The sequence below is a fragment of the Nitrospira sp. MA-1 genome (genome assembly GCA_032139905.1).
Classification (GTDB): Bacteria; Nitrospirota; Nitrospiria; order Nitrospirales; family UBA8639; genus Nitrospira_E.
Window position 1 is genome coordinate 870478 of sequence record JAQJDB010000006.1, and the last position, 23476, is coordinate 893953.

The 23476-nt window shown below is 43.8% G+C and carries 17 protein-coding genes; 13 read left to right on the top strand and 4 right to left on the bottom strand.

Going from position 1 to position 23476, the window contains the following annotated elements; genetic code table 11:
• The first annotated feature begins 499 nt into the window (after nucleotides 1–499).
• The 13 genes from PJI16_11240 (at nucleotide 500) to PJI16_11300 (ending at nucleotide 16381) form a co-directional block, all read left to right on the top strand.
• A complete protein-coding gene (locus PJI16_11240) occupies nucleotides 500–1939 on the top strand; it encodes a sugar transferase (GenBank protein ID MDT3778130.1) in 1440 nt (479 codons plus the stop codon).
• Between the two features lie 34 nt (nucleotides 1940–1973).
• Complete coding sequence (gmd, locus tag PJI16_11245) at nucleotides 1974–3020, top strand: GDP-mannose 4,6-dehydratase (GenBank protein ID MDT3778131.1); 1047 nt, start codon at nucleotides 1974–1976, stop codon at nucleotides 3018–3020.
• A 109-nt stretch (nucleotides 3021–3129) separates the two neighbouring features.
• The gene (locus tag PJI16_11250) at nucleotides 3130–4113 is read left to right on the top strand and encodes a GDP-L-fucose synthase (GenBank protein MDT3778132.1); all 984 of its coding nucleotides are present in this window, start codon (nucleotides 3130–3132) and stop codon (nucleotides 4111–4113) included.
• Complete coding sequence (locus tag PJI16_11255; GenBank protein ID MDT3778133.1) at nucleotides 4110–4946, top strand: WecB/TagA/CpsF family glycosyltransferase; 837 nt, start codon at nucleotides 4110–4112, stop codon at nucleotides 4944–4946. The genes PJI16_11250 and PJI16_11255 overlap by 4 nt, the downstream gene beginning before the upstream one ends.
• 186 nt (nucleotides 4947–5132) lie before the next feature.
• Entirely contained in the window at nucleotides 5133–6236 is a 1104-nt protein-coding gene (locus PJI16_11260) for a bifunctional UDP-4-keto-pentose/UDP-xylose synthase (GenBank protein ID MDT3778134.1), read from the top strand.
• 140 nt (nucleotides 6237–6376) lie between these two features.
• Nucleotides 6377–7528 (top strand): glycosyltransferase, encoded by a 1152-nt coding sequence (locus PJI16_11265; GenBank protein MDT3778135.1) that lies wholly within the window; start codon nucleotides 6377–6379, stop codon nucleotides 7526–7528.
• 52 nt (nucleotides 7529–7580) lie between these two features.
• Nucleotides 7581–8828, top strand: a complete 1248-nt coding sequence (locus tag PJI16_11270) for a hypothetical protein (GenBank protein ID MDT3778136.1) — start codon at nucleotides 7581–7583, stop codon at nucleotides 8826–8828.
• Between the two features lie 16 nt (nucleotides 8829–8844).
• A complete protein-coding gene (locus tag PJI16_11275) occupies nucleotides 8845–10029 on the top strand; it encodes a glycosyltransferase (GenBank protein MDT3778137.1) in 1185 nt (394 codons plus the stop codon).
• 37 nt (nucleotides 10030–10066) lie between these two features.
• A complete protein-coding gene (locus PJI16_11280; protein MDT3778138.1) occupies nucleotides 10067–11428 on the top strand; it encodes a thymidylate kinase-like protein in 1362 nt (453 codons plus the stop codon).
• On the top strand, nucleotides 11415–12452 hold the full coding sequence (locus PJI16_11285) for a phosphotransferase (GenBank protein MDT3778139.1): 1038 nt from the start codon (nucleotides 11415–11417) through the stop codon (nucleotides 12450–12452). Before PJI16_11280 ends, PJI16_11285 begins: the two co-directional genes overlap by 14 nt.
• The gene (locus tag PJI16_11290; GenBank protein ID MDT3778140.1) at nucleotides 12434–13687 is read left to right on the top strand and encodes a glycosyltransferase; all 1254 of its coding nucleotides are present in this window, start codon (nucleotides 12434–12436) and stop codon (nucleotides 13685–13687) included. The genes PJI16_11285 and PJI16_11290 overlap by 19 nt, the downstream gene beginning before the upstream one ends.
• A gap of 145 nt (nucleotides 13688–13832) precedes the next feature.
• Nucleotides 13833–15032, top strand: a complete 1200-nt coding sequence (locus PJI16_11295) for a glycosyltransferase family 4 protein (GenBank protein ID MDT3778141.1) — start codon at nucleotides 13833–13835, stop codon at nucleotides 15030–15032.
• A 41-nt stretch (nucleotides 15033–15073) separates the two neighbouring features.
• Nucleotides 15074–16381, top strand: coding sequence for a hypothetical protein (locus PJI16_11300; protein MDT3778142.1), 1308 nt, complete (start codon nucleotides 15074–15076; stop codon nucleotides 16379–16381).
• Nucleotides 16382–16671: 290 nt separating this feature from the next.
• Here PJI16_11300 and PJI16_11305 read toward each other — a convergent pair whose 3' ends face one another.
• From PJI16_11305 to PJI16_11320, 4 genes are all read right to left on the bottom strand, one after another.
• On the bottom strand, nucleotides 16672–18348 hold the full coding sequence (locus PJI16_11305; protein ID MDT3778143.1) for a right-handed parallel beta-helix repeat-containing protein: 1677 nt from the start codon (nucleotides 18346–18348) through the stop codon (nucleotides 16672–16674).
• A 635-nt stretch (nucleotides 18349–18983) separates the two neighbouring features.
• Nucleotides 18984–20630, bottom strand: coding sequence for a right-handed parallel beta-helix repeat-containing protein (locus tag PJI16_11310; GenBank protein ID MDT3778144.1), 1647 nt, complete (start codon nucleotides 20628–20630; stop codon nucleotides 18984–18986).
• A 339-nt stretch (nucleotides 20631–20969) separates the two neighbouring features.
• Complete coding sequence (locus PJI16_11315; protein ID MDT3778145.1) at nucleotides 20970–21743, bottom strand: hypothetical protein; 774 nt, start codon at nucleotides 21741–21743, stop codon at nucleotides 20970–20972.
• A gap of 182 nt (nucleotides 21744–21925) precedes the next feature.
• The gene (locus tag PJI16_11320) at nucleotides 21926–23383 is read right to left on the bottom strand and encodes a GumC family protein (GenBank protein ID MDT3778146.1); all 1458 of its coding nucleotides are present in this window, start codon (nucleotides 23381–23383) and stop codon (nucleotides 21926–21928) included.
• Between the last annotated feature and the right edge of the window lie 93 nt (nucleotides 23384–23476).

Sequence of the window (23476 nt, forward strand, 5' to 3'; positions counted from 1 at the left end):
GATTGCGTAGTATTACTGTTTCTTTATTAATACATACTTCTTGTGCTATTAAAAAAAATTCTTGGAACGAATCGCCAAACAGTGGGTATTAAACTGGAATGGCCTGCATTACTCCCTGATTTCCTCTTAGGTACATATTTTGCTTTAGGTAATATATATTCATTATTTTAAATAATGGTTGCTTTGCACAAATCGATTTGTGTATGTTTGCTTAGAATTTGCACTTAATTATTTAATATTACGCATCACTATTTATATTTTGTGTTTTAAAAAGTGCGATGGATTTTATTTTAATTTCATTTAATTCCCCTCATACCAATTTTTTCATCTCCCCACTTTTCATTTCCCCCTATTCATTTTCATCCATTTTTTATCGTGATGATGTATTACACGATGTTGCAACGTAATACTCCCGGCATGTATTCGTTCAGATTCTGAATTAGGTTCATTAAATTAGGGCAGGGTATTCGACTGTTTTAAGTAACGGGCGGGTTTGTGTATGCATTTTCGAAGACAAATTCTAATTAAATTAATGCATTTCGGTGACCTGCTGTTACTCGGCATGTCTTTTCTGATTGTTTTGTGGGTGTTCTATGCACCGAACAACAGCCTAATGGCCTTTGAGGAATTTTTGGCATTGCGAATTAAAATTGAAAATTTTCTCGTAGGGGCTGTCATGGTGGGAATCTGGCATGTGGGGTGTGCCTCCTTGGGGCTGTATGAATCGAAACGACTGTCTACGATCGCCCAAGAGGTACCGGATATCATTAAAGCCACTTTGCTCGTGACCTTCGTCACGGCAGGGATCGCTCTCCTATTTCGAATCGATATGGTGTCCGCCGAAGTACTTCTAAGCTTTTGGATCCTTTCGACTGTACTGATATGTCTCAGCCGGGTAGGTGTGCGAGTAACGTTGGCATGGATGAGACGAAAGGGAAGAAATTTACGCAATATTCTCATCATTGGCACCAACCCACGTGCATTAGCATTCGCTAGAGAAATTCAATCCAAGCCTGAATTGGGATACTGCCTACTAGGCTATGTGGATGAGCCGTGGGATGGACTCAACCATGAGCACCTTGAGGATGTTCCTATTCTAACTGACCTTAAAAAATTCCCTGGATTTATTCGAACGTTTTCGGTTGATGAAGTGCTCCTCGCTCTTCCTTTTCGCTCTTTTTATCAAGAAGCTGCTCAAGTCGTGGCACAATGTGAAGAGCAGGGTATTCTCGTTCGTGTGTTGGGAGATCTTTTTTCTCCGAAGCTGGCAAAATCTACCATTGATGAGGTGGGACTCCATCCCACTTTCAGCCTCAATACCGGAGCAATTGGAGATCAGGCTGTTTTGATTAAACGAGCTATTGATTTAATTATTGCCATCCCTTCGGTTATTCTCCTTCTCCCATTTTTTGCAATCGTCGCTGCGGCCATAAAATTGAGTTCACCCGGACCGGTCTTTTTCATACAGGAACGAGTCGGGTTGAATAAACGGTTATTTCCTTTTATTAAATTTCGGACCATGGTGCCCGATGCTGAATTACAGCAGGCGGAACTCGAACATTTAAACGAAGTTGATGGAGCTGCGTTTAAAATTACCAATGATCCTCGAGTGACACCACTAGGGCGCTTGTTGCGCAAAGCCAGTATTGATGAATTACCGCAATTAATAAATGTCATCAATGGAGACATGAGCCTGGTTGGCCCACGGCCGCTTCCGGTTCGAGATCTTCAGGAGTTCTATGAGGATTGGCATCGTCGACGCTTTAGCGTCAGGCCAGGTCTCACCGGTCTATGGCAGGTCAGTGGGCGAAGTTCTACCTCCTTTGCTAAATGGATGGAACTTGACCTGCACTATATCGATAAGTGGTCAATCTGGTTGGATCTAAAAATCTTGTTCAAGACCATTCCGGCTGTAATGAAAGGAAGTGGGGCGGTTTAAGATCTCTTTTTTAATTTCCCCCCAAACTTAATATATGTCAAAAACTGCGCTTATTACCGGTATTACCGGACAAGATGGGTCCTATCTGGCCGAGCTTCTTCTTTCCAAGGGATACTCCGTTCATGGAATAATCAGACGGGCCAGCACCTTTAATACTGCTCGCATTGATCATATCTACGCCGACCCTCATGATCCCCATACCAAGCTTTTCCTTCATTATGGCGATCTTACCGATTCAGGCCAACTGACCAATCTCATCTATAATACGCAACCTCAAGAGGTCTATCACCTCGGAGCGCAAAGCCATGTCCGGGTGAGTTTTGATACTCCAGAATATACCGGAGATGTGACAGGCCTAGGCACCACCCGTATCCTTGAGGCTATAAAGCGAAGCGAGGTATCCTGCAAATTTTATCAAGCTTCCTCGAGCGAAATGTTTGGAAACGCCAGCCCCCCTCAATCGGAGGATACCGCCTTTTATCCCAGAAGCCCCTATGGAGCGGCAAAGGTCTATGCCTATTGGATGACAGTCAATTACCGGGAAGGGACTAATTTATTTGCCTGCAATGGGATTCTTTTTAACCATGAATCCCCCAGACGAGGAGAAACCTTTGTCACGCGGAAAATCAGCCGCGCAGTCGCTCATATAAAAGCTGGAAAGCAAAAAGATTTGTATCTGGGAAATCTGGAAGCTAAAAGGGACTGGGGTTTTGCGCCAGAGTACGCAGAGGGCATGCACCATATGCTTCAAATGGATACACCGTGTGATTTTGTTCTGGGTACTGGAGAAACTCATACAGTTCGGGAATTTGTCGAGGAAAGCTTTGGGTACGTTGGTCTCGATTGGCGTGATTTCGTGAAGGAAGACCCACAGTATCTGCGTCCAACCGAAGTCGATGTCCTGGTTGCCAACCCTGAAAAGGCGCATAGGATACTCAAATGGCAACCACGGATCACCTTCAAAGACCTCGTCAAAATCATGGTCGATGCGGATATGCGAAAGTTGGGAATGGAACCCAAAGGGGATGGCGATTCCATCCTTCGTCAGAAATTTCCACAAAAGTGGTGGAAGGGTGATTAGTCATTTCAGGATACTGAGAATGCAGCACTCATGTACCCATTTTATCCAATTCACCTGCGGCAGGAACACCTCAGTTGTGCCATGCTAATTCTTGCCATAATGCTCAACAATGGAACCAACCAGTAAAATATACATAGCCGGTCATATGGGAATGATGGGTTCGGCCTTTCTGCGTCAACTTCAGGCCAGAGGGCAGACGCATATTCTTACACGAACTCGTCGTGAACTGGACTTGACGAATCAGGCTGCAGTCCAAGGCTTTTTTGAAAATGAAAAACCGGATTATGTATTTGTGGCGGCAGCCAAGGTCGGAGGTATCATGGCCAATGCCACTTATCCCGCCGATTTCATTTATCAGAACCTGGCGATTCAAACCAATATTTTACATGCGGCCTATCTCACCGGGGTGAAGCGAGTTTTGTTTTTGGGAAGCGTGTGTATTTATCCCAAGCATTGTCCCCAACCGATTAAAGAAGACTATCTGTTGACCGGCGCGCTTGAGCCGACTAATGAACCCTATGCCATTGCCAAAATTGCAGGATTAAAAATGTGCGAGGCATATAATCGACAATTCGGGACGCAATATTTGTGTGCGATGCCAACGAACCTCTATGGAAGCGGGGATAATTTTAATCTGGAAACCAGCCATGTGTTACCTGCACTCATCAGGAAATTTCATGAATTAAAGGTTTCTGGCACTCCTGTTACGCTTTGGGGCACAGGTCAAGCCAGCCGGGAATTTCTTCATGTTGATGACTGTGCGAACGCCTGCCTTTTCCTCATGGATTTGGATCCTGAGCGATTTCAGACCTTGCTCGAATATCATGCCGGTCCCTTGGTGAATGTCGGGAGTGGAGAGGACATTAGTATCCGGGGTCTGGCTGAAATGATTAAAGAGCTTATTGGAGCATCCGGGCAGATCAATTGGGATTCTACTAAACCAGACGGAACCCCCAAGCGGAAACTGGATATAACCCGTCTCCATGCGCTGGGTTGGCAGCCCAATATTTCTCTTTCCAACGGCATCAAAATGACCTATGACTGGTATTTGCGACACGATACGCCTGGGCAACTCATGGAGGCTCATTCTTGAATACTATCGGAATGCTCCCCTCCACCAGTCCCTCTGAATTATCTGATTCCCCGAAAGGGATGGCCAGGCAACATTCTCCTTGTCCGCCAAAATTTAATCTATTCGGTATCGGAGTCAGTCGGACTGATTATCAGGAAGCCACCATTCTCCTGATTCAGGCAGCTCAAGAACGCCGCTCTCTGATCGTGGATCATATGCCTGTGCATGGCCTCATCGAAGCCTGTTCAGATTCTTCCTTGAAGAAGAAAATCAACCAGTTCGATATTGTCGCCCCGGATGGGCAGCCGGTTCGGTGGGCATTGAATCGATTTCATCAAGCCAATCTTTCTGACCGTGTATACGGTCCCGAGTTAATGCTGCGGTTATGTCACCAGGCCGAGCAAAAAGGAGTTGGTGTCTATCTCTATGGAAGCCAGCCGGATGTCTTGGGGGGATTGAAACGAAATCTTCTTCACCGGTTTCCTTCGCTACGAATCGTGGGAGCCGAAGCTCCTCCCTTCCGACCGCTCACCCAAGATGAGGATCAGGCGGCTGTGGCTCGAATCAATGCGAGTGGCGCCGGGCTTATTTTTTTGGGTCTGGGATGTCCAAAACAGGAGCATTTTGCCTTTGATCATCGTGAAAAAATCCACGGTGTGCAATTGTGCGTCGGTGCGGCCTTTGATTTTCATGCCGGCACGAAAGAAATAGCACCGCCTTGGATGCAACGAAACAGCTTAGAGTGGGTATTTCGTTTGTGGTGCGAGCCCAAGAGATTATGGAAGCGGTATCTTGTCACGAATTCCATCTTTTTATGGAAAATACTAAGGCATGAATTCGGTATTTTGAAATGATCAATCTGAAAATGGTTTCTTCCGTATTCTTTGCCTCAAGGCTGGGTTCTTATTCTAACCGGTTCAATCGATATGCATAAATTTTAATTGCTAAAATTAACACCTACATCTTTATCTATCATATATTCCTAACATACATATCTATATTATATTTCTAACATACACAATATTATCGTGAGGTAGACTGTGAAAATACTTTGCCTTGGGGGAGCCGGATTTATTGGATCTCATCTAACAGCTCGACTCCTTAAAGAAAGACATACTGTCACTGTGGTCGATCAAGCCCACGACAAGATTCAAGAGTGGGTCGGGTTTGATAATCTGAGAATCGTCAAGGAAGATATTCGAAGGCCAGATTGGGGGTTGAGGGAACTGGTTCAAGACGCGGATGTGGTCATAGATTTGATTGCCTATGCGAATCCCGGGCTTTACGTAAAAATGCCATTAGAGGTTTTCCGGTTAAATTTCACCGAAAATTTGAAAATTGCCGAAACCTGCGTAGCACTGAATAAACGATTAATTCAGTTTTCGACGTGCGAGGTATATGGCAAAACCCCTGCTAGTTTCATGAACGGTCATTTGCTGAATTCTGACGATCCCCGACATGCCACTTTCTCGGAAGATAGCACAAACCTCATCATGGGGCCGGTTAATAAGCACCGTTGGATTTATGCATCAGCTAAGCAATTGTTGGAGCGAGTGCTTCACGCCTATGGTTTAGAACTGGGTTTTAATTACACGATTATACGTCCATTTAATTTTATTGGCCCCAAGATTGATTTTCTCCTAAGCGAAGGTGAGGGGATACCGCGAGTCTTTTCATTTTTTATGGATGCGCTTCTCACTGGAACCAATATGAAGCTCGTGAATGGGGGACATCATCGGCGTTGTTATACCTATATAGATGATGCGGTTGACGCGATTTATCGTATTATCATGGATGTAAATGGTGTCTGTAATAGGGAAATATTCAATATTGGAACACCTTCGAATGAGATTTCCATCAGGGAACTTGCAATCAAAATGCAAGATATTTTTGTTCGAAGGTACCCGAGAAATGACCATCCTCTTCCTCAGATTGTCGATGTTTCCGGTGAAGAGTTCTATGGTAAAGGCTATGAGGATTCAGATAGGCGAATCCCTGACATTTCAAAGGCAGAAGCGTTAATTGGGTGGAAACCTCAATGGGGATTAAACGAATTGTTAGAAAGTACGATGGATTACTATGTTAATCACGTGAACATGACACGGGAAAAGATAGCACCGGCACTGAAGGAAACCCATATTTAGTATATGAATGAACAATGGAATGCCCTTCTCTCACTTTCTTTACACAGGATTAATCCCAAAATTAGTTCTTCCTATCTGCCATGACCTACGACCTCAGGGCTGATGAGCGGCCTTTTAGTTTGTAGGCCTTTCCTGTCGACGTGAAAATACTTCATATATTTCATGATTTACTTGAAACCGGAGGGACTCCGTTTCAAGTAAGAAGCTTGGTTCAGGCTCAGGCTGATCTTGGTAACGATGTTCTTGCTGTCTCGTATAAGGGTGACTCTGAAAGAATTTCCTCAAATGTTCAGTCCGTTCAATTGGGAAATGGTTTGCGCAGTGTGTTGCAATTTCGGAAGGTCTTGCAATCGTTTAAACCTCACATCATTCATTTATCCGGTATCTGGATTCCGGTTCATCATGTCTGGTTGAAAGAGGTTTTTCGTTTTGGTGCACCCTGTATTATTTCAACGAACGGGAATTTGAGCCCCCATGGATTCGGTGTCCGTTTTGGAGGAAAGCGAACGCACTTTTACCATATTTGGAGAAAAGAACTATGGCATAAGTATTTTGATGCCCCAATGCTTAGAGCCGTAGCATGTGTTCATACCCCATCAAAATACGAAGCGGAAATTCTGGCAGAGCTTGGAGTAACAAAACGGTTTGTAGCGCCGGTCGGTATTAATGCATCCTGGATAAAGTCTCAGCCATGTGATGGTAGGAAATTGAACGATCCGGTGACCTTTCTCCATTTAGGTCGACTGGATATTTTCCATAAAGGATTAGATTTAGTTTGCGATGCGGTTGAGGTTCTGATGCGTTCCCCGAACCCCAAACCATTCCGTGTCATAATGGCTGGTCCGTCGGTAAATGATTCTATGGAAAAACTTAAAAAGCGTGTAGCGGGGATAGGAAGCGAGATTTTTGATTTTAGAGATTATGTCTCAGGGGAAGAGAAGAAGATGCTTTGGACCGAAGCAGATTATTTTCTTAATGTGTATCGTTATGCTGGCATTGCGCTTGCTCCCTGTGAAGCCTTAGGGAATGGTATTCCTCTCATTGCCTCATTGGAAGGGAATCTTGGGGATTGGACGCAGCGAATGAACATGGGAATAACCGTGCCCCTGAGTGGTACGCATTTGGCTGATGGGATGGCTACGGTTTTGGAATATTCAGAGGATATGTATCAACGGCTTTCAGAGAATGCAATGAAATTTTGTTTGAGCTACTCCTGGGAAAAAGTAGCGCAAGACTTGGTTGATGAATATAAACGAATCATCGATGACTATTCTTGCGGGGTGATGCCATGAGTTTGAGTAGAGGGTCTTGTGTCGTGTTGTTTAAATCTGAATCCGCATTACCGTGATGGTATTGAATCGTTGGGGGAAAAGAGGCGGTATTTCACTTGTTGACCAGGCGATACATGGCGGTACGAATTTTCTTATCAACATTATTCTCGCTCGCTGGTTGAGCCCGAACGAATATGGCGCGTTTGCCGTAGCATATACGATTTTTCTTCTTATTGGCGCCATTCACACCTCAGTGATGATAGAACCGATGATGGTATATGGGGCAAAGAAATACCTCGAAACATTCAGAGGGTATATCGGGAGTCTCTTGTTAGGACACGGAGTGTTCTCGGTTTTAGTGTCTTTTATTTTAATCGTTTCTTCCCTAACATTCTTGGCTTTTGACTCTAAGGAGCTGGCTGATGCCTTTCTGGGCTTAGCAATTGCAAGCCCTTTTATTCTTCTACAGTGGATGATTCGGCGAAGTTTCTATGTCGTTTCCCAGTCGACGTGGGCCCTTGCAGGAAGTTTTATGTATTTCACATTGAATGCATTGATGATATTTCTCCTTTTTCAGAAGGCTTCCCTAACCCCGTATTGGGCATTTTTGTCGATGGGTCTTATCGGTTTACTTGTGAGTGTTTGTCAGTTGCGCATACTTAAACCTGAGTTTAAATGGACTGGGCCTTTAAGTCTTTATTCGATTTTCCATGATCATAAGGAATTCGGAGCATGGAATATTGTCGGAACAGTTATCAAATGGGCGTCGACCGGTATTTTAACAATTATGGTATCGGCCTTTCTTGGTCTAAAAGCAGCTGGAGTTTTGTCTGTAGTGCGAACCCTTTTCCGACCGCTAGATCTTATGTTGAATGCTGTTTCACTCGTTGCATTACCCGTACTCTCTTCCGTTCAGGGTGAGCATGCTTCGATTGAACGACGCAAGAAAATGCGTGATCTTCTTTGGTTGGTCTGTGGAACGGTAACGCTTTATGGGATCCTTCTTTCCTCGTTTTCCGAATTCATACTTCATTATCTTTATAAAGGGATTTATGATGGCCATCGCCACCTTTTTGTGTTGATATCCCTCAGCTTTGTTGCGTCTTCCTTTGTGTTTGTATACACGCTGGGACTTAAATCGATTGGAGTAACTCGCGAAATTGCCAAAATCTGGAGCACGTCCGCAATTGTAGTTTTCGTTGGTTCAATTCCGATGATTAATGCCTGGGGAATTCCTGGAGCGTTGACTGTTCAAATATTTTCCATTTGTATTGCTGGGTATCTTGCCTGGTTGGCAGTGAGGCAGAAAATTCTTGCATAGAAAAGGGAAAAATTAGTTGAAGATTTTGCATTGGTATCCCAATCTTTTGAGAGGTGGTGCTGTTGCGAATGGCGTATTGGGTTTATCCCATAGTCAGGCGAAACTCGGGGCGGATGTTGTCATTGCGACTGCCAGCACCACCACCGAACCATTGTATTATTCCATAGAGCGTCCCAAGGATGTAGAGCTCTTTGAGTGGCACCCAAGGTGGTTCATGAATTTTCAAGGGCGAGGATTGCGTATCCTATCCAGAAATACGATTAAGAAATTGCAATCATTCGAACCCGAAATTGTGCACGTCCATGGCGAATTTAACATAGATAACTTGCATGCCTGCCGAATATTTCACTGTCCAGTTGTGTTGAGCCCCCGTGGAGCATTTGCCCCACGATTATTAAAAAGAGGAGTTGGCCTGTGGGGTGGGAAATATGCCTATCTTAAGCTAGCAAAAAAGATTTTATATGAAAAAGTCGTTGCATTTCATGGGCTTTCTCCATTGGAAAAAGTGCAAATTGAGGAACTCCTTCCAACGAGTCACGTCTATTGTGCTGCTCAAGGACCAAACCTTCATTTAGAAAAATACCTGATACCCGGAGTGAGAGATGGAAGCTTTGACGCAATACAATTGGTTTGTGTGGGTAGATTGGATGTCTACACAAAAGGATTAGATTACTTGGTGCAGGCTTTTGCCTATGCCGTGAAACGTATGCAAGGAAAGCGGCTTTGTCTAAGACTCATTGGCCCAGATTGCAGGGGCGGTAAAGAACACCTGAAGCGACTGGCCCGAAGCTTAGGTGTCCTTGGGCAAATCACGTTCGAAGGTGTAGTCATAGGAAAAGAACTCATCCAAGCATTGAAGGCATCTGATATTTATGTCCAGATGTCGAGATATGACGGTTTTGGGCAGAGTGTTTGTGAAGCTCTGTTGATGAATAAGCCTGCCATCCTTTCTCGGGAAATCGGATGTATCTCATATGCAGATATTGAGGATATGTCGCATATAAGGAAAGTTCATCTAAATGGAAGTGAAGCGGGTGATGCCATCATTGATTTTGCTGGACGCCTTAATGAACTTAACTCTTTGGCAAATTTTCATAGCAGTCAGTTAAAGAACATTTTTTCTTGGGAAAGCGCAGCCCGGGCCCACCTTAATGCCTATGCGCAGTTTTCCGGAAGTCGCCTGCCAGCGTACAGTAATTAATCTCATGCAAAGGGACAAAGTGTTGGAAAAGGACCGAATGAGACAGGCCGCGCCGATAGTCCTGTCTGATGGGGTTTTGGCATCAAATCTCTTTCGACTCTTTGAAAAAGAAGGAATTTGTTATGTACTGGTGGGGGATTCCCGGGAGTATCCAGCAAAAATATTGAGTGATGTGGATGTAGTGATTGAGCCGGAGTGCGTTAGTAAGCTTGTTCCCTGTCTGATGAAATTTTGTGATCTTTATAATTTAAAACTTATTCAGATTCTTCAGCATGAACAATCGGCATGGTTTTTTGTTTGCTCCTGGACCGGTAATGATGGCAAGCACCATGTTTTTTACCCGGATGTTTGCACTGATTATGTTCGATGGGGAAGGCGATTCTTAGGTGCTCGCTGCTTGTTGTCTGGGCGTATTCGAAAGCAGGTTGACGCAGATGGTCAGCAATGTTCTTTTTTTGTACCCGCTCCTGAACAGGCGTTTATCTATTACCTATTGAAAAAAATTGATAAAGGTTTTTTGGCTCCCAGTCATCAATCCTATCTGAGCGGAGAATGGAAAAAAGCGCAGAAGGAATCAAAGAAGCAGTTGAAAAAATTTTGGAAGGAGCCGGAGGTAGAAATGCTTTGTGACGCAGCAGAATCTAATTCGTGGAATGAGGTTTGTGATGCCTTGCCTAGGCTTCGAGTCGCTCTTCGCGAAAATCTCCCCTTTTCATTCAAAAGTTTTGCTTTAGATGTTCAAAGAAAAATTCTAAGAATAATGAAGCCAACAGGAGTTCATGTTGTCCTTCTTGGTCCGGATGGGTCTGGGAAAAGCACCATTTTGGAATGTATTGAAGGAACACTGGCATCGGCCTTTCGTAGGACCAAGCGGTATCATCTCAGGCCATTTTTTGGAAGTCCTCAGCATGCTGGAGAACCAGAACCGAATCCGCATGGTAAACCGGTGAGGGGATTCCTGCCTTCCTTGATTAAGCTTGGGGTTTGGTGGATTGATTATACCATTGGGTATTTTATCAGTGTGTTTCCTTTTTTGGTTCGTTCGACGCTTGTATTGTTTGATCGGTATTATTTCGATTTAGCCATTGATCCTAGGCGATATCGATATGGTGGTCCTCTTTGGTTAGCGAAGCTTTGTGGGAAATTTATCCCTCGGCCGGATTTAGTGATATTGTTGGATGTTCCGGCAGAGGAATTGTATTCCCGAAAAGCAGAAGTTTCGGTAGAGGAAAGCCATCGACAACGACTTGCATACCGTGAATTTGTTGGCACCCTGACAAATGGACATATTATAGATAACTCGGATCGATTAGAGGAAACGATCCAGAAGGTTGAGGCTGTCGTACTCAATTATATGGCGATCCGTGCCATCTCCAGTCTTGGTCATGTTAAGCACTGAGATGAGGGCTCTAAGCCTATTTCCACCGGATGCAGAGATTAGGGCTCTCCCCACTTCCAAAAGCCCGCGGTTGCTTCTTGCTGGGGCGACCGTAAAACGTCGCTGGCAGGAAAGTGCTTTTTATCCTGCTCATAGAAGAATTGCCAAGTGTTATCGTTTCTTCTTGCGTTTAAAAGTGGCAACAGGATTGGGTTTAATGGCGCCCGTGGTAAATCATCATGCAAGTATCAAAGAATTGATAGGTGACATTTTTCCAGATGTGGATTCCGCTGCACTACTCATTGGGACTGCAGGACCAAATCAGAAAAATACTATCCAATTATGGAGTCGAGAGAGGGGCGTCGTTGGGTACATAAAGTATGCCGAGACGCACATTGCTCGCTCCAGGCTAGAAAACGAGTTCAAAATGTTGGAGCGTATTCCTAAGGGAGTTGGTCCAGAGGTACTGAAGTACACATCCTTTAACGACGGGAATGCCCTGGTCCTCAGTCCCATAGTTGGACGTGCTATTTCAGTAAGTATGCATCCGCCATCCTGGATTCACGAATTTTTGAATGGCCTTCAGATCTCACCCTGCGAAGGAATAGAAGAACACCCTGGAGTAAAAATTTTCCAGGCGAAATACGGCAGTGCTGTCCTACCTTGGCTTGAGTCTCTTTCTCATCGAAAATGGCCCGTTGTGTTTTATCATGGTGATTTTGCACCTTGGAACCTGCTGCATTGGTCAGGTAGAAATGCCGCTGCGATTGATTGGGAGTACGGATTATCAGAATCCCTTCCGCACCTTGATTTAATCCATTACCTTTTACAAGTAGGGCGATTGATCCGGTTTTGGACTCCCCGCCAAACAAGGGTATTTGTCATTAACTACATGCTGAGACACTTCTCATTAGACCTTGAGGAGATCGAAGGATTAGTGAGGCTGTTAGCCTATCATGTTTATCGTGAGGCAATTGCTGACGGTCATTTGGAAAATACAAATCGTGTTCTTTGGTGGAGGTCCGTATGGGAATGCGAAAAGTGAAGCGACTGAAAGTCCTGATCTCAGCCTATGCTTGTGAGCCGGGGAAAGGTTCGGAGTCTGGTGTCGGCTGGAATGTGGCTCTGCAAATGGCAAAATATCATGATGTCTGGGTGATTACTCGCATCAATAACCGATCTAGCATAGAAGCCGCATTAGAGCAGTATGATCAACCTAAGCCTCATTTCCTCTATTATGATCTTCCCCGATGGATGCGTTTCTGGAAGAAGGGGGGAAGGGGCGTCAGAGCCTATTATTATATGTGGCAAATGGGAATTTTGGTATTGATCCGGAGGCTGCATCGCACAATGACCTTCGAACTAATACACCATGTGACATTCGTGAGATTTTGGACTCCGAGTTTTCTCTCTTTTCTCCCCATTCCATTTTTGTGGGGACCCATTGGTGGAGGAGACACTACGCCAAAGGTTTTGCGTAATCAGTTGGACTTTAGGAGTAAAATCTACGAGGCAGGTCGACATCTGGCTTTGTGGATTGGAGAACATGATCCGTTTGTGTGGCGCACAGCAGCAAGAAGTCGTATGGGCATCGCCACGACAAAAGGAACCGCAAAACGCTTAAAAAGGCTGGGGGTTTCTAATGTAAAAGTCTACGGTGAGGCAGGACTAGAAAAGAGTGCAATTGCTCAACTCTCGCAATCCTCGCAACGGTCGGATTCTTCGTTTAGGTTTGTGACAATTGGAAGACTCTTAGGCTTTAAAGGAGTTTTCTTTGCGTTACGAGCATTTGCTCACGCAAATATTTCGCATTGTGAATATTGGATCATTGGTGATGGTCCGGATAAAAGAAGATTGGAGCGACTAGTCGTCGCTCTTGGTATTGCAGAACAGGTGAAATTCTTCGGCGAGATTCCCAGGTCCGAAGCGCTGCGTAAACTTGCCGAATGCAATGTCCTTGTCCACCCCAGTTTCCATGAGTCAGGTGGTTGGGTGTGTTTGGAGGCCATGGCTGCTGCACGACCCGTCATTTGCTTAGATCATAGCGGGCCTGCCACACAAGTAACAGATGAAACCGGAATCCTCATTGCTGTGAATTCTGCCGAGCAGGTATTGCGGGATATGGGGGAGTCAATGAAGAGGTTAGCTGGTGCGCCTTCTCTTTGCGAGCAAATGGGCAGAGCAGGCAGGGAAAGAGTGTTGCAAGATTATAGCTGGGATTCAAAGGTTGATGTTCTCAACGAGTTTTACCAGGAAGTGGCATTTCAGGGAACGTCTTGAAACGATTGTGTCATGGTCTCCTAAGACCCCGCATGCCGCAACGCCAGAAAACCTTATTCTTTATCGATAGGCCTCAGATTAACTCCTCATTCAATTTTCTTATCCATAGACTACTGCTTTAGATAAGACGTGCCCCATAACAACAATGGAAAATAAGCTAAGGGTTTTGCTTGCCCACAATTTTTATCAAGAGCCGGGTGGGGAAGATGAAGTTTTTGCTGCAGAAGGCAGGCTCCTCGAAGCGAATGGCCATAAGGTCATTCGATATACCTTACATAACGACTCCATTCAGAATTGTTCGAAGTTTGATCTCGCCAAAACGCTCATTTGGAATACCAAGGCGTATCATGATCTTCGTAAGATCATCCAACGGGAACGACCGCACATTGCTCATTTCCATAATGTCTTCCCGTTAATCTCTCCTTCGGCATTTTATGCAAGCCGGGCGGAGAGAGTCCCCGTGATTTTAACCTTACACAATTATCGGCTCCTGTGCTCCAACTCACTTTTTTATAGGGACGAAGCCGTATGTGAGGATTGCCTGAAAAGTACCTTCCCAGTTTCTGGAGTTATTCATGGATGTTACCGAGAAAGTCGCGTAGAAAGTGCTGGGGTAGCAGCCATGCTTAGTATCCATCGAATTTTGGGGAGCTGGAAGAAGAAGGTCAGTATTTTTATCGCACTAACGGATTTTGCGAAGAAAAAATTTATTGAAGGAGGATTACCAGAGGGGAAAGTTGTGGTTAAACCAAACTTTGTCGAGCCGGATCCAGGGATTGGGAGGGAGAAAGTACAAGATTATGCGTTGTTCGTTGGGCGCCTTTCCTCCGAGAAAGGTCTTAGTACACTGTTAGGTGCCTGGTCAGAGCTCCATGATCGGATCCCACTCAAGATCGTCGGCGATGGACCGCTTGCTTCCCAGATTCGTTCTGCTTCAAGTGCTCTTAGGGGAGTCGAGTGGTTAGGACGTTTGCAGAAGGAGGAGGTCTTATTGGCCATGAAGCAGGCGATGTTTTTGGTCTTCCCATCCGTTTGGTACGAGGGGCTTCCTATGACAATCATTGAAGCATTTTCTGTCGGGTGCCCCGTTGTTGGTAGTGCGATTGGAGGAGTGAATGACCTGATTGCTTCTGGAAAAACCGGTCTTCATTTTCGTGCCGGGGATGTAGAGGACCTGGTGAAACAAGTCACCTGGGTTCTTGCTCACCCTACCCAAGTGTTGGAGATGCGGAGGGAAGCTAGACAGGAGTATGAAACACATTACTCGAGTGCAGGAAACTATAGAAATTTAATAAATATTTACGCCCAGGCTAGAAGTGAGGAAAAGGGCCAGGTCTTTTCATAATAGTAAGCGCAAGCAAGCCAAAAATTGAGCAATAGAAAACGATGAACGTCATTGTAGAATTACTAGGTATGAGAAGCTGGCTGTTCGGGTTGCTTGCGCTATCCACAGTACTGTATGGAAGAATTTTGACAGAGTTAGGCGGGCCGGCAGTTGTGAAGTTTTTTCATTTTGCCTTAGTGGCCATTTTCGCCATTCTTCTTCTTCCGTTTTTGAGTAATTCTATTTCCTGGTCGCTTGTTTATGGGCTTTTATTGCTCTCCTGGGTTATGGTTTTAAGTGCAGTCATCAACGGTGCTGGCTTATTAAATATTTTGCTCGATTTCCTGATACTTTCCGAGCCATTTCTTCTTTTAGTCCTGATGATCAATCGACCGATGTCCAAATCACAGATTCAGACCTTTCGTTGGCTACTTGTGGTTTTTATTTGTATCCATGTTGGATTATCGTTTGCTCAGGCTCTCGCAGGTGGAGGAACCGATGACGTTAAAGGTGTTTTCCTTGAACAGGGCGCTGGGCACCATGTTGCCGGGGCCGTTGCTTTGACGGCAGCAGTGTATTTTTTTACGGCCCTTGAAAATTTTTCTTTACCTGTACGGGCCATTATTAGTCTCATTATAGCTAGTGTGGTCATTCTTTCGGACTCAAAACAAGTGATTGCTGTTTTTCTGTTGGGGCTCGGTTGTTTATTGTGCACAAAACTGGGAGATATTCGGAAATTTTTTATATACGTTTTACTGTTTATGACTTCAGGGGCGGTGCTTCTATTTTCGGCCTTTACCATTTTTCCGGCGCTTACGACCTGGGCGGATCTGAACTTGATTCTAAAAGGGTTGACTGTAAAGTTTGGGATTTTACCCCTTCTTTTTTCTCACTATGACTCGGTATTGAATTGGATTTTTGGTTTAGGGCCAGGACATACCGTTGGCAAGTTGGCTTTCATGTTGCCTCAGTATGAGGAACAGCTTCGTTCTTTAAGTGTGTCGTTTTCATCTGTGACTCAACATGCATGGAACTATCAGCAGGGAAATTATCTTTCCCATTCCGTTACAGGGTCGAGCATGTGGTCTCCTTTTTTCTTCTGGGCCGGGCTATGGGGTGATCTTGGGATTTTGGGTGTTGTATCTTACGGACTGCTTTGGGTCATTGTAATTTTGCGCATCTGTACGAACGATCTCGCTCGTTTTCTCGCCTTCACAGTGCTAATTTTTGGGATCGTCTTTTCCTGGTTAGAAGAACCTGGCTATATGCTATTTGTGGTGACCATTATTGGACTTAGTTGGCAGGAACAACAATCTAGATTGCCCATGCAAGGTTTGGAGATGGAGAAAGAGTCGTCATTGCAATGTTAATTAAGTGAGAACGCGGGAATGGATAATGGAAAGTTGCTCCACGAAATCCGGGGCCTATGCTTGGAAGGAAAGATGGATGTCATAATCAGGGCTATGAACCCTTAGCCCTATCAGTTTTTGTCGGTTAAGTTAATATTCTAGAGAGAGTATTGTGAGGCAATAGATTTTCGGGGTGAAAATCTATTGCCTCACTTCGGTCTCCCAATACCTTTTAGAAATTCCGATGTTATATCTCCTGATTCCCGATTAGAAAGTTATGTTTGTTTCAGGAGCGAAGACTCATTGGAGCTTTAGTTCTGTTTTGTTAGGGTTGGAGGGGGGGCAGGGGGATAGATGCAATCCATTGCCAGATTCGTCGCAAGCGAGTCCGGATGTATAAAAAATGAGTTTTGATCCTGCTTTGCAGTTGATTGCCATTCAGGGAAACGTATACTTTTCCCTCCTTCCCCCAGTCGAAATGCTCCTGGATGTGAGGGCTTCATCCATATGTTTCCATCTGAAAATAAGCCATTCAGGAATATGGAATGCGGATCTGTAATCAACAAGGCATGATCGCCTGAAATGATATTATTGGTTAATTGCCATCGCTCTGTTTTGTGCTCTATTCTTTCCCCTGTTTCCCAATTGTTGACCATTCGGGTAAACGGAGCCTGCACAATAAGTTGATACCCCCGGTTGGCATAAATCCGGCTTCCAGTTAATGTGAGGTCAGGTGTTTGCACGGTTCGGAATCCCCACTGATTATTCTGGTAAATTTTGGCGTTGGTTATGGTGATTCGTTCACTGGCTTCGACGAATAATCCGTACGTTCGGTTTCCACACCAACGGCCGTCTTCCATCCGAATATTTCGATTGTCATAGTCTAACCAAAATCCCGTGGTGTGGTTCCCTTGTGCCATGTGACGTCTAAAAATGGCATCATGAATTTTCAAGCCTTTAAAGCCAGCCACTCCCCAGTTAACGAACTCCCCTTTTACTCCCCTCCAATTATTGCGTAACGCTTTGTCATCCTCAGATAGGAGGTTCTTGATCGTAGAGATCTGATACCCTGAAGCACCATTGTTGCTGGTCTCATTTCGTTTGCTTGTTAGGTTTTGGATGTTATGCAAAAAATAACCCATGCCATTATTCCAGGAAAAGAGAAGATCCTCCAACGTAACATTGTTTCCATCTGTAATGACTAAAGCGCTACCGAGATAATCAGAAGCGGCGTGCTGAAAGGTTAGGCCTTTGAGAACAAGATTTGTTTTTCCCTTTATAAGTACTGGGCGGCTACGAATGGCGACTTCAATTAAACTTTCAGAAGGGGTTAATCCTCCAGGTAGGGCAATGAAAAGCTGGCTGGTGCTTTCTGTCGCAAAAAATGTCCCAGCTACTAATTCAATTGCCGACAAGACCTGTTTTAATGGAATTCCATTGACGAAAACCATTTCTTTTCTTCTCACAATATGACTTACGTTGACCCTACCTTTCCAACTTTCTGGAAGTGATTTCACTCCCCACTTATAGGGCCAGGCATGAACGAAGATATTGGGAATTTTTGTAGGTTTCCAGTTTCGAAAAACATCTGATCCGGAAATGATAGCTTTGCCAATTTCGGTCGCCTCAAAGACAATTGGAGGATCTGAATCCTGTGGATTGACGATTAATTGGAATTTTTCCCGGTAGACACCAGGGGCCACAAGAATTTTTGTGCCAAGTCCAAGCTCACGATTTTCAATGGCTCTTGTTGTGGCCTGCCCCACGGTTTTGAGTGGCAAGTCGGCAGTTCCCGGATTAGAATCAGAAGCAACGAGGTGTTTATTGTTGACATAGATTGTTCGATCTACCTCTATGAGTCCTAAGGGGAGCGGGGCTCCATAGGAACTGGCTTGCAATATATTCGGTAAGCCTAAGACGAATAATATTGAACACAATTTCACATAGTTCAGAACGTTTACCCTGAGATGTACTAAAACTTTGCTCATGCTCTCTCCTTTATTGTTAATTCACCACAGTAACAAGAGGTACGAATTCTCCTTGCACAAAATATTCTCCTGATATATCACGAGGTCAAGCTTATGGATTCAGAAAGACCTTCAGGCAAGTAAGGTCTAGTTTAGACTGAAGTCCTCAGCTGACGATCTATTGTTCTTGACCAATGCCGACTTAGGGATTTAAGTAACTCAGAAAAAAGGGAAAAAATGGTAAAGAATGAAGAGAATGGATGAGGAGAATGGATGAGTTAAAAATTCAAGGTAACGATGTGAATACTTTCAATGGCAATAATTGATTTCACCTGGAAAATTTGCAAAAAGTAATATTAAGAGGCCTTCATCATTTCATACTAAACAACTTTGGTGCTTAATGGAAGATTCGATTTCAATTATTATGGGCATTCTTTTTTGGACTCATGCAATTATAACCCTACAGCTATACACCTGAAATGTGGCGGATCATTTTTGTGGATGTATTAGAAGAATTTCAAGGAAGAGGAGCACCCAGATAGAGGGGCACTCCATAGCAAAAAGAATTAAGGGACCTTCAACGCAAAAATAGACAGAAAATTAAACTTACAATATTCTAAAAGACGTTGAATGAAATCTTGTGGACCAATTGGAATTCAGTCGAGACCCCGATAGGTGCAATTATCTAAAAGGGCTTGGCCTGACTCCGGTTGTATGGGGAAGGCAAAGGTTGATGTCTGATCTTGGTTCATTGAAATTTGCCATTCACTAAATGTCAGGCGGTCGGCAGCCGCTTGAAATGGTTTGGTGTTAGATGCGCTAGACCAAAAATTCCCGTTAGACTTCAATCCCGGTCCTAAGGGATTCTTGAAACTGCTTTGGACTAATAATCCATCACCAACAATAATGTTATTCTCCAACGTCCATTTTTCTGCACCAAGGTTAAGTCTTTCTCCTGTTTCCCAGTCGTTTATCCCTCTGGTCTTCTGTCCTTGGACTCGAATCTGGGGACCTCGATTGTGGTAAACCTGGCTTTCTGTAACATTGATCTGACTTGAATTCACAATCCTGATTCCCCATTCCTGGTTTTGGTAAATCTTCATGTTTGTTATTGTTAGAGGGCCTTGGGTGGCCTCAAGGAATAAGCCATGCTTGAGATTTCCACAGGAGACTCCATCTTCAATTTCAATGTTCTTGTTATCGTAGTCTAGCCAAAAACCGGCAGTGTGATTTCCTTGGGCACGATGACGACGAAATGTGGCGTCGTGTATCCCCATGATTTTTGTTCCGGCAACTGCCCAGTAAACGAAATTACCCTTTGCCCCTCTCCAGTTATTGAATGAGGTCTCATCATCCTCAGAAAGATAGTTTTTTATTCTCCAGGCTGTGTGCCCGGGACCTCCATTGTGTGTCGAGACATTTCGTCGTGTTGTCAAATTTTGTACATTATAGAATTGATATCCTCCCCAGTTATTCCAAGCGAACACACAATCTTCAAGGTAAACGTTTTTCGCATTGGTGATACCGAGGGCGTGTCCGACAAGACCAGATGCGTCATGTTGAAATCTTAGCCCTTTTAAGACAAAATTGCTTTTTCCTTTTATGGTAAAGAGTCCCTTCTGAACCGCTACTTCAACCTGGCTCTGCTTTATGTCAACATTGTCTGGTAAAAAAATTGCCACTTCCGAATTTTCCTCTGAGACCGAAAAATCTCCAGGCTTCATCTCAGAATGCAAATCTGCTTGATTGAACTTGATTCCATTCACAAAAACCATTTCCTGACGTCGGACAATTGGTTGGAGAATGGTTTTGCCTTCCCATCCAGGAGGATACGGCCTCACTCCCCATTTGAAAGGCCATTTATGTGTGTAAATATTTTTATGTTTTGTTCCCTCCCAGTTTTCCCAGATTTCTGAACCGGAAATAATGGTCTTCCCGTGTTCAATAGCTTCAAATGTAATAGTCGGATCCAGTTTCTTGCTGCTGAATTCCATATGAATTTTCTCTCGATAAACCCCGGGATATATAAGAATTTTTGTACTGAATCCTCTTTTATGATTTTCTAGAGCAAGGGTTGTTGCCATTCCTATGGTCTTAAGAGGCAATGCGTTCGTTCCTGGATTGGAGTCTGATGCGTGAGGCGGGAAGTTATTGACATGAATAACCCTATCCGATTGAAGCGCTTGGAGTGCGTTTGGCGCTCCGATGGCTGCAAAGATTTGTAATGGTATAAGGAACGTACAAAAAAATCCCATTGCGTAGAATAAACGAAATGTATAATTCAGTCTGATTCTGTTTTTCATTTCAGAGCTTCTAAAGTTTCTTGTGACATAAAAGCCAGATTCCTTAATCCACTGCAGTTAGTCAGACGATGAATTTCCAGCAGGATTTTCCTCGCATGGGAATTTTAAACCCCGGAAGAATCCGGGTTATGGTTATTGAATCGGTTAATTGTTTGAACTCTCTCTGTCCAATTTCTTTAGATAGCGAAAGGATGCTGGTGTAATTACCAGGAATAGGTTAGTCAGCCCATGGTTCTTGACCAGGCAAAAAGGCTATTCGAGTCATCCTGGGGTTTTTAAGATTCCCTCCGAGGAATCGCAATAGGATTGGCAGTGTAGGGTGGAGGTTTATTAATGAGATCATAGTCTTCTGTAAATCCAGTCAGGTATGTATCGCTTTTGTTTATTAAACGCAATGCCAAGAATGTTCCCACCACTTTCGATGAGTTTATCTCTTGAGCTTTGAACTACGTGGGAACGGGAATGCACTGCTTCCATTACGAGAACTACACCATCAACCAACGAGCAGAGGGCCAAACCATCATGTGAGGAGCTTATTGGTGGAGAGTCAATGAGGATATAGTCGAACTGCTTTTGGACTGGCTCCCATAGAACCATATCTCGCGATAACCATGACGTGCTTGAATTCGAGTCATGATTTTCTGAAAGGAAACAAAGGGAAAGAGATTGTTGAGGGTGGGGGATTCTTGAAATTGACAGATCAAGAGAGCCTCCGTGCCTAATAGTCGATTCCAATGGAATTTTGGGTTCCACATGAAATGCCCGATGCTGATCTGCATGCCCTGGACATGTATCGACAAGGAGTACTGCCTTATTGTTCTGCTTCGCTAATAGCATTCCAAACTCTCTGACAATTATCGAGGTACCTTCACCTTTACCTGAACTAATAAATTGAATGATATTCCTCCCTGGAGGAGGAAGAAGTGAAGAAATACTTTGGCGCATACGCGCCATTTCATCCTGCATTTCCAGTGCAGGCAAAGGGGAGATAAAGGCGGGCGTATAGGACGGCGTATAGGTAGAATTGACAGAAGGGAAATCGGATCTTTGTTCCTTCTTTTCCAATTCACACTTATCATATGCATATTGTAAAGCTTCAAAAACTTTGCTCATTCATCTATACCCTTCTTGATCCATTCGGTTGCATCGACTTTCCTTATTGCTGAACATCTTGTGGCCTTTTCGATTCAATTTAAAGCTATGGGGTGGTTTGTCATTCGTCGTGTTCGTTGTTGGTAACATTCGTTAATTTGATCTTCGGAATTTTTTTGAATGTCAGTGCCTGCATACAGTCATTAGTTCTTGTAGGGAATGCTTGTTAGAATTGGTAACCCTAAATCCTGTGAAGCATATTCGGGTCGAGAATAACCGCTTTCTAAATATTCGGTCGCAATGACCCAGAGGATTGCTGAGACACCCCCTATAATTATTCCGAGAAAAAGAATTAACCCTTTTTGGGGTTTGACAGGTCTCAGGGGCAAAGTCGCCGGCTGAATCACACTGATATTGGCCATTTTAAGTTGGTCCATTGCCTCCGATACTTTTGCTTCCTCAACTTTCGTTAAGTACATCTTATAATTATTTTTATCTGAATCAACTTTCATTTGGAGGGTCTCAAATTCTTTCTCTAAAAAATCCAATTTGGCTAACTGTTCATATAATTTTTTGAGTTGAAACGTAACCTCGTTGATCTGGGAGACATGAGCATTGATTTCTGACTCTACTGTAAGAATTTCAACTTCCAATCCCTGATAAACCGGGTTGATTCCCTTCGTGACTTTATCGTTTAGAGAGCCCTCTTGATTTTTTATGAACTGTTCGACCAGTCTAATCTCGTTCCTAATATTAACCACAAAACGGCTTGTTTCATGGTATTTGGCTAATAGACGCTGTTCCTCTAAGCCCAATTGAAGTAAGTTGGCCTGGGCTCCGTCAATGACCTTTTGTTGCTCAGAGACACTCGTGAGGGCCACATGCTTGGGGACATTTTTTATCTGTCCTTTTAATGATTCATATTTACTTTTTAACCCTTTTTCTTCGTTTTGTAGGTTTTTGTGAATTGTATTTAATTCATTTCGCTGTCCCAGCAGAAGCGCTTTTTCTTCGTCCAAATGGGTAAGCTTATTCTGTTGTTTGAATGCTTGGAGTTGCGACTTGGATTTGTGGAGTTTTTGTTCGTAGTCATGTAACTGGTTGCTTAAAAACAACCCTTTTGGATTACTGAAGATTTCAAGATGCTTTTCCAAAAGGAGATCAACAAGAAGGTTGACCACCTTTTCAGCAATCTCCGGTTGTTGGTGAAGAAAGCTGATTTCAATAATATTTGACTCACTAACTTTAGATACGGAGAGGTTTTTCCGCATTTCGCTAATGCCGGCATCTATGGAAGAAATGTTTTCAGGAGCGTTTTCAGTGATGTTTGGATAGACCACTCCTACCTTCAAGACTTCGAGTACACGTTTCGTAAGGTCTCTGGTGAGCAATATTTGGACCTCTGACTCAATCATGCTTTTCTGGTCCATTGATATTTCCGGACTCATGGCGCCTATTTCGGGATGATAAACATTTTCTCTGCCCATTTTTACCATGACAGATGATTGCGCTTGGTAAATTGGTGTCATGAGAAAAGCTATACCAATAGCTATGGCGACAGTACCACCGAATATGGCAAGAAATTTGTTTTTGTGTTTAAAAAACAGAGTAAGGATATCTCTGATGCTAATAAATTGTGTGGCTGTTTTTTGAGGTGTCATCCGACGTAATTTATCCCTTGAAAGATATTTCAGGATTTATGTATTTCTCTGGTACTTTGGCAAGTATGGATTAGCGACTTTTGGGCAAAACCT

Excerpts from the sequence above, each read along its gene's own strand:
- PJI16_11250 (MDT3778132.1), top strand. The coding sequence starts at position 3,130 with ATGGAACCAACCAGTAAAATATACATAGCCGGTCATATGGGAATGATG.
- PJI16_11240 (MDT3778130.1), top strand. The coding sequence starts at position 500 with ATGCATTTTCGAAGACAAATTCTAATTAAATTAATGCATTTCGGTGAC.
- PJI16_11290 (MDT3778140.1), top strand. The coding sequence starts at position 12,434 with ATGGGAATGCGAAAAGTGAAGCGACTGAAAGTCCTGATCTCAGCCTAT.
- gmd (MDT3778131.1), top strand. The coding sequence starts at position 1,974 with ATGTCAAAAACTGCGCTTATTACCGGTATTACCGGACAAGATGGGTCC.
- PJI16_11305 (MDT3778143.1), bottom strand. The coding sequence starts at position 18,348 with ATGAGCAAAGTTTTAGTACATCTCAGGGTAAACGTTCTGAACTATGTG.
- PJI16_11315 (MDT3778145.1), bottom strand. The coding sequence starts at position 21,743 with ATGAGCAAAGTTTTTGAAGCTTTACAATATGCATATGATAAGTGTGAA.
- PJI16_11280 (MDT3778138.1), top strand. The coding sequence starts at position 10,067 with ATGAGACAGGCCGCGCCGATAGTCCTGTCTGATGGGGTTTTGGCATCA.
- PJI16_11300 (MDT3778142.1), top strand. The coding sequence starts at position 15,074 with ATGAACGTCATTGTAGAATTACTAGGTATGAGAAGCTGGCTGTTCGGG.
- PJI16_11285 (MDT3778139.1), top strand. The coding sequence starts at position 11,415 with ATGTTAAGCACTGAGATGAGGGCTCTAAGCCTATTTCCACCGGATGCA.
- PJI16_11310 (MDT3778144.1), bottom strand. The coding sequence starts at position 20,630 with ATGAAAAACAGAATCAGACTGAATTATACATTTCGTTTATTCTACGCA.
- PJI16_11320 (MDT3778146.1), bottom strand. The coding sequence starts at position 23,383 with ATGACACCTCAAAAAACAGCCACACAATTTATTAGCATCAGAGATATC.
- PJI16_11295 (MDT3778141.1), top strand. The coding sequence starts at position 13,833 with ATGGAAAATAAGCTAAGGGTTTTGCTTGCCCACAATTTTTATCAAGAG.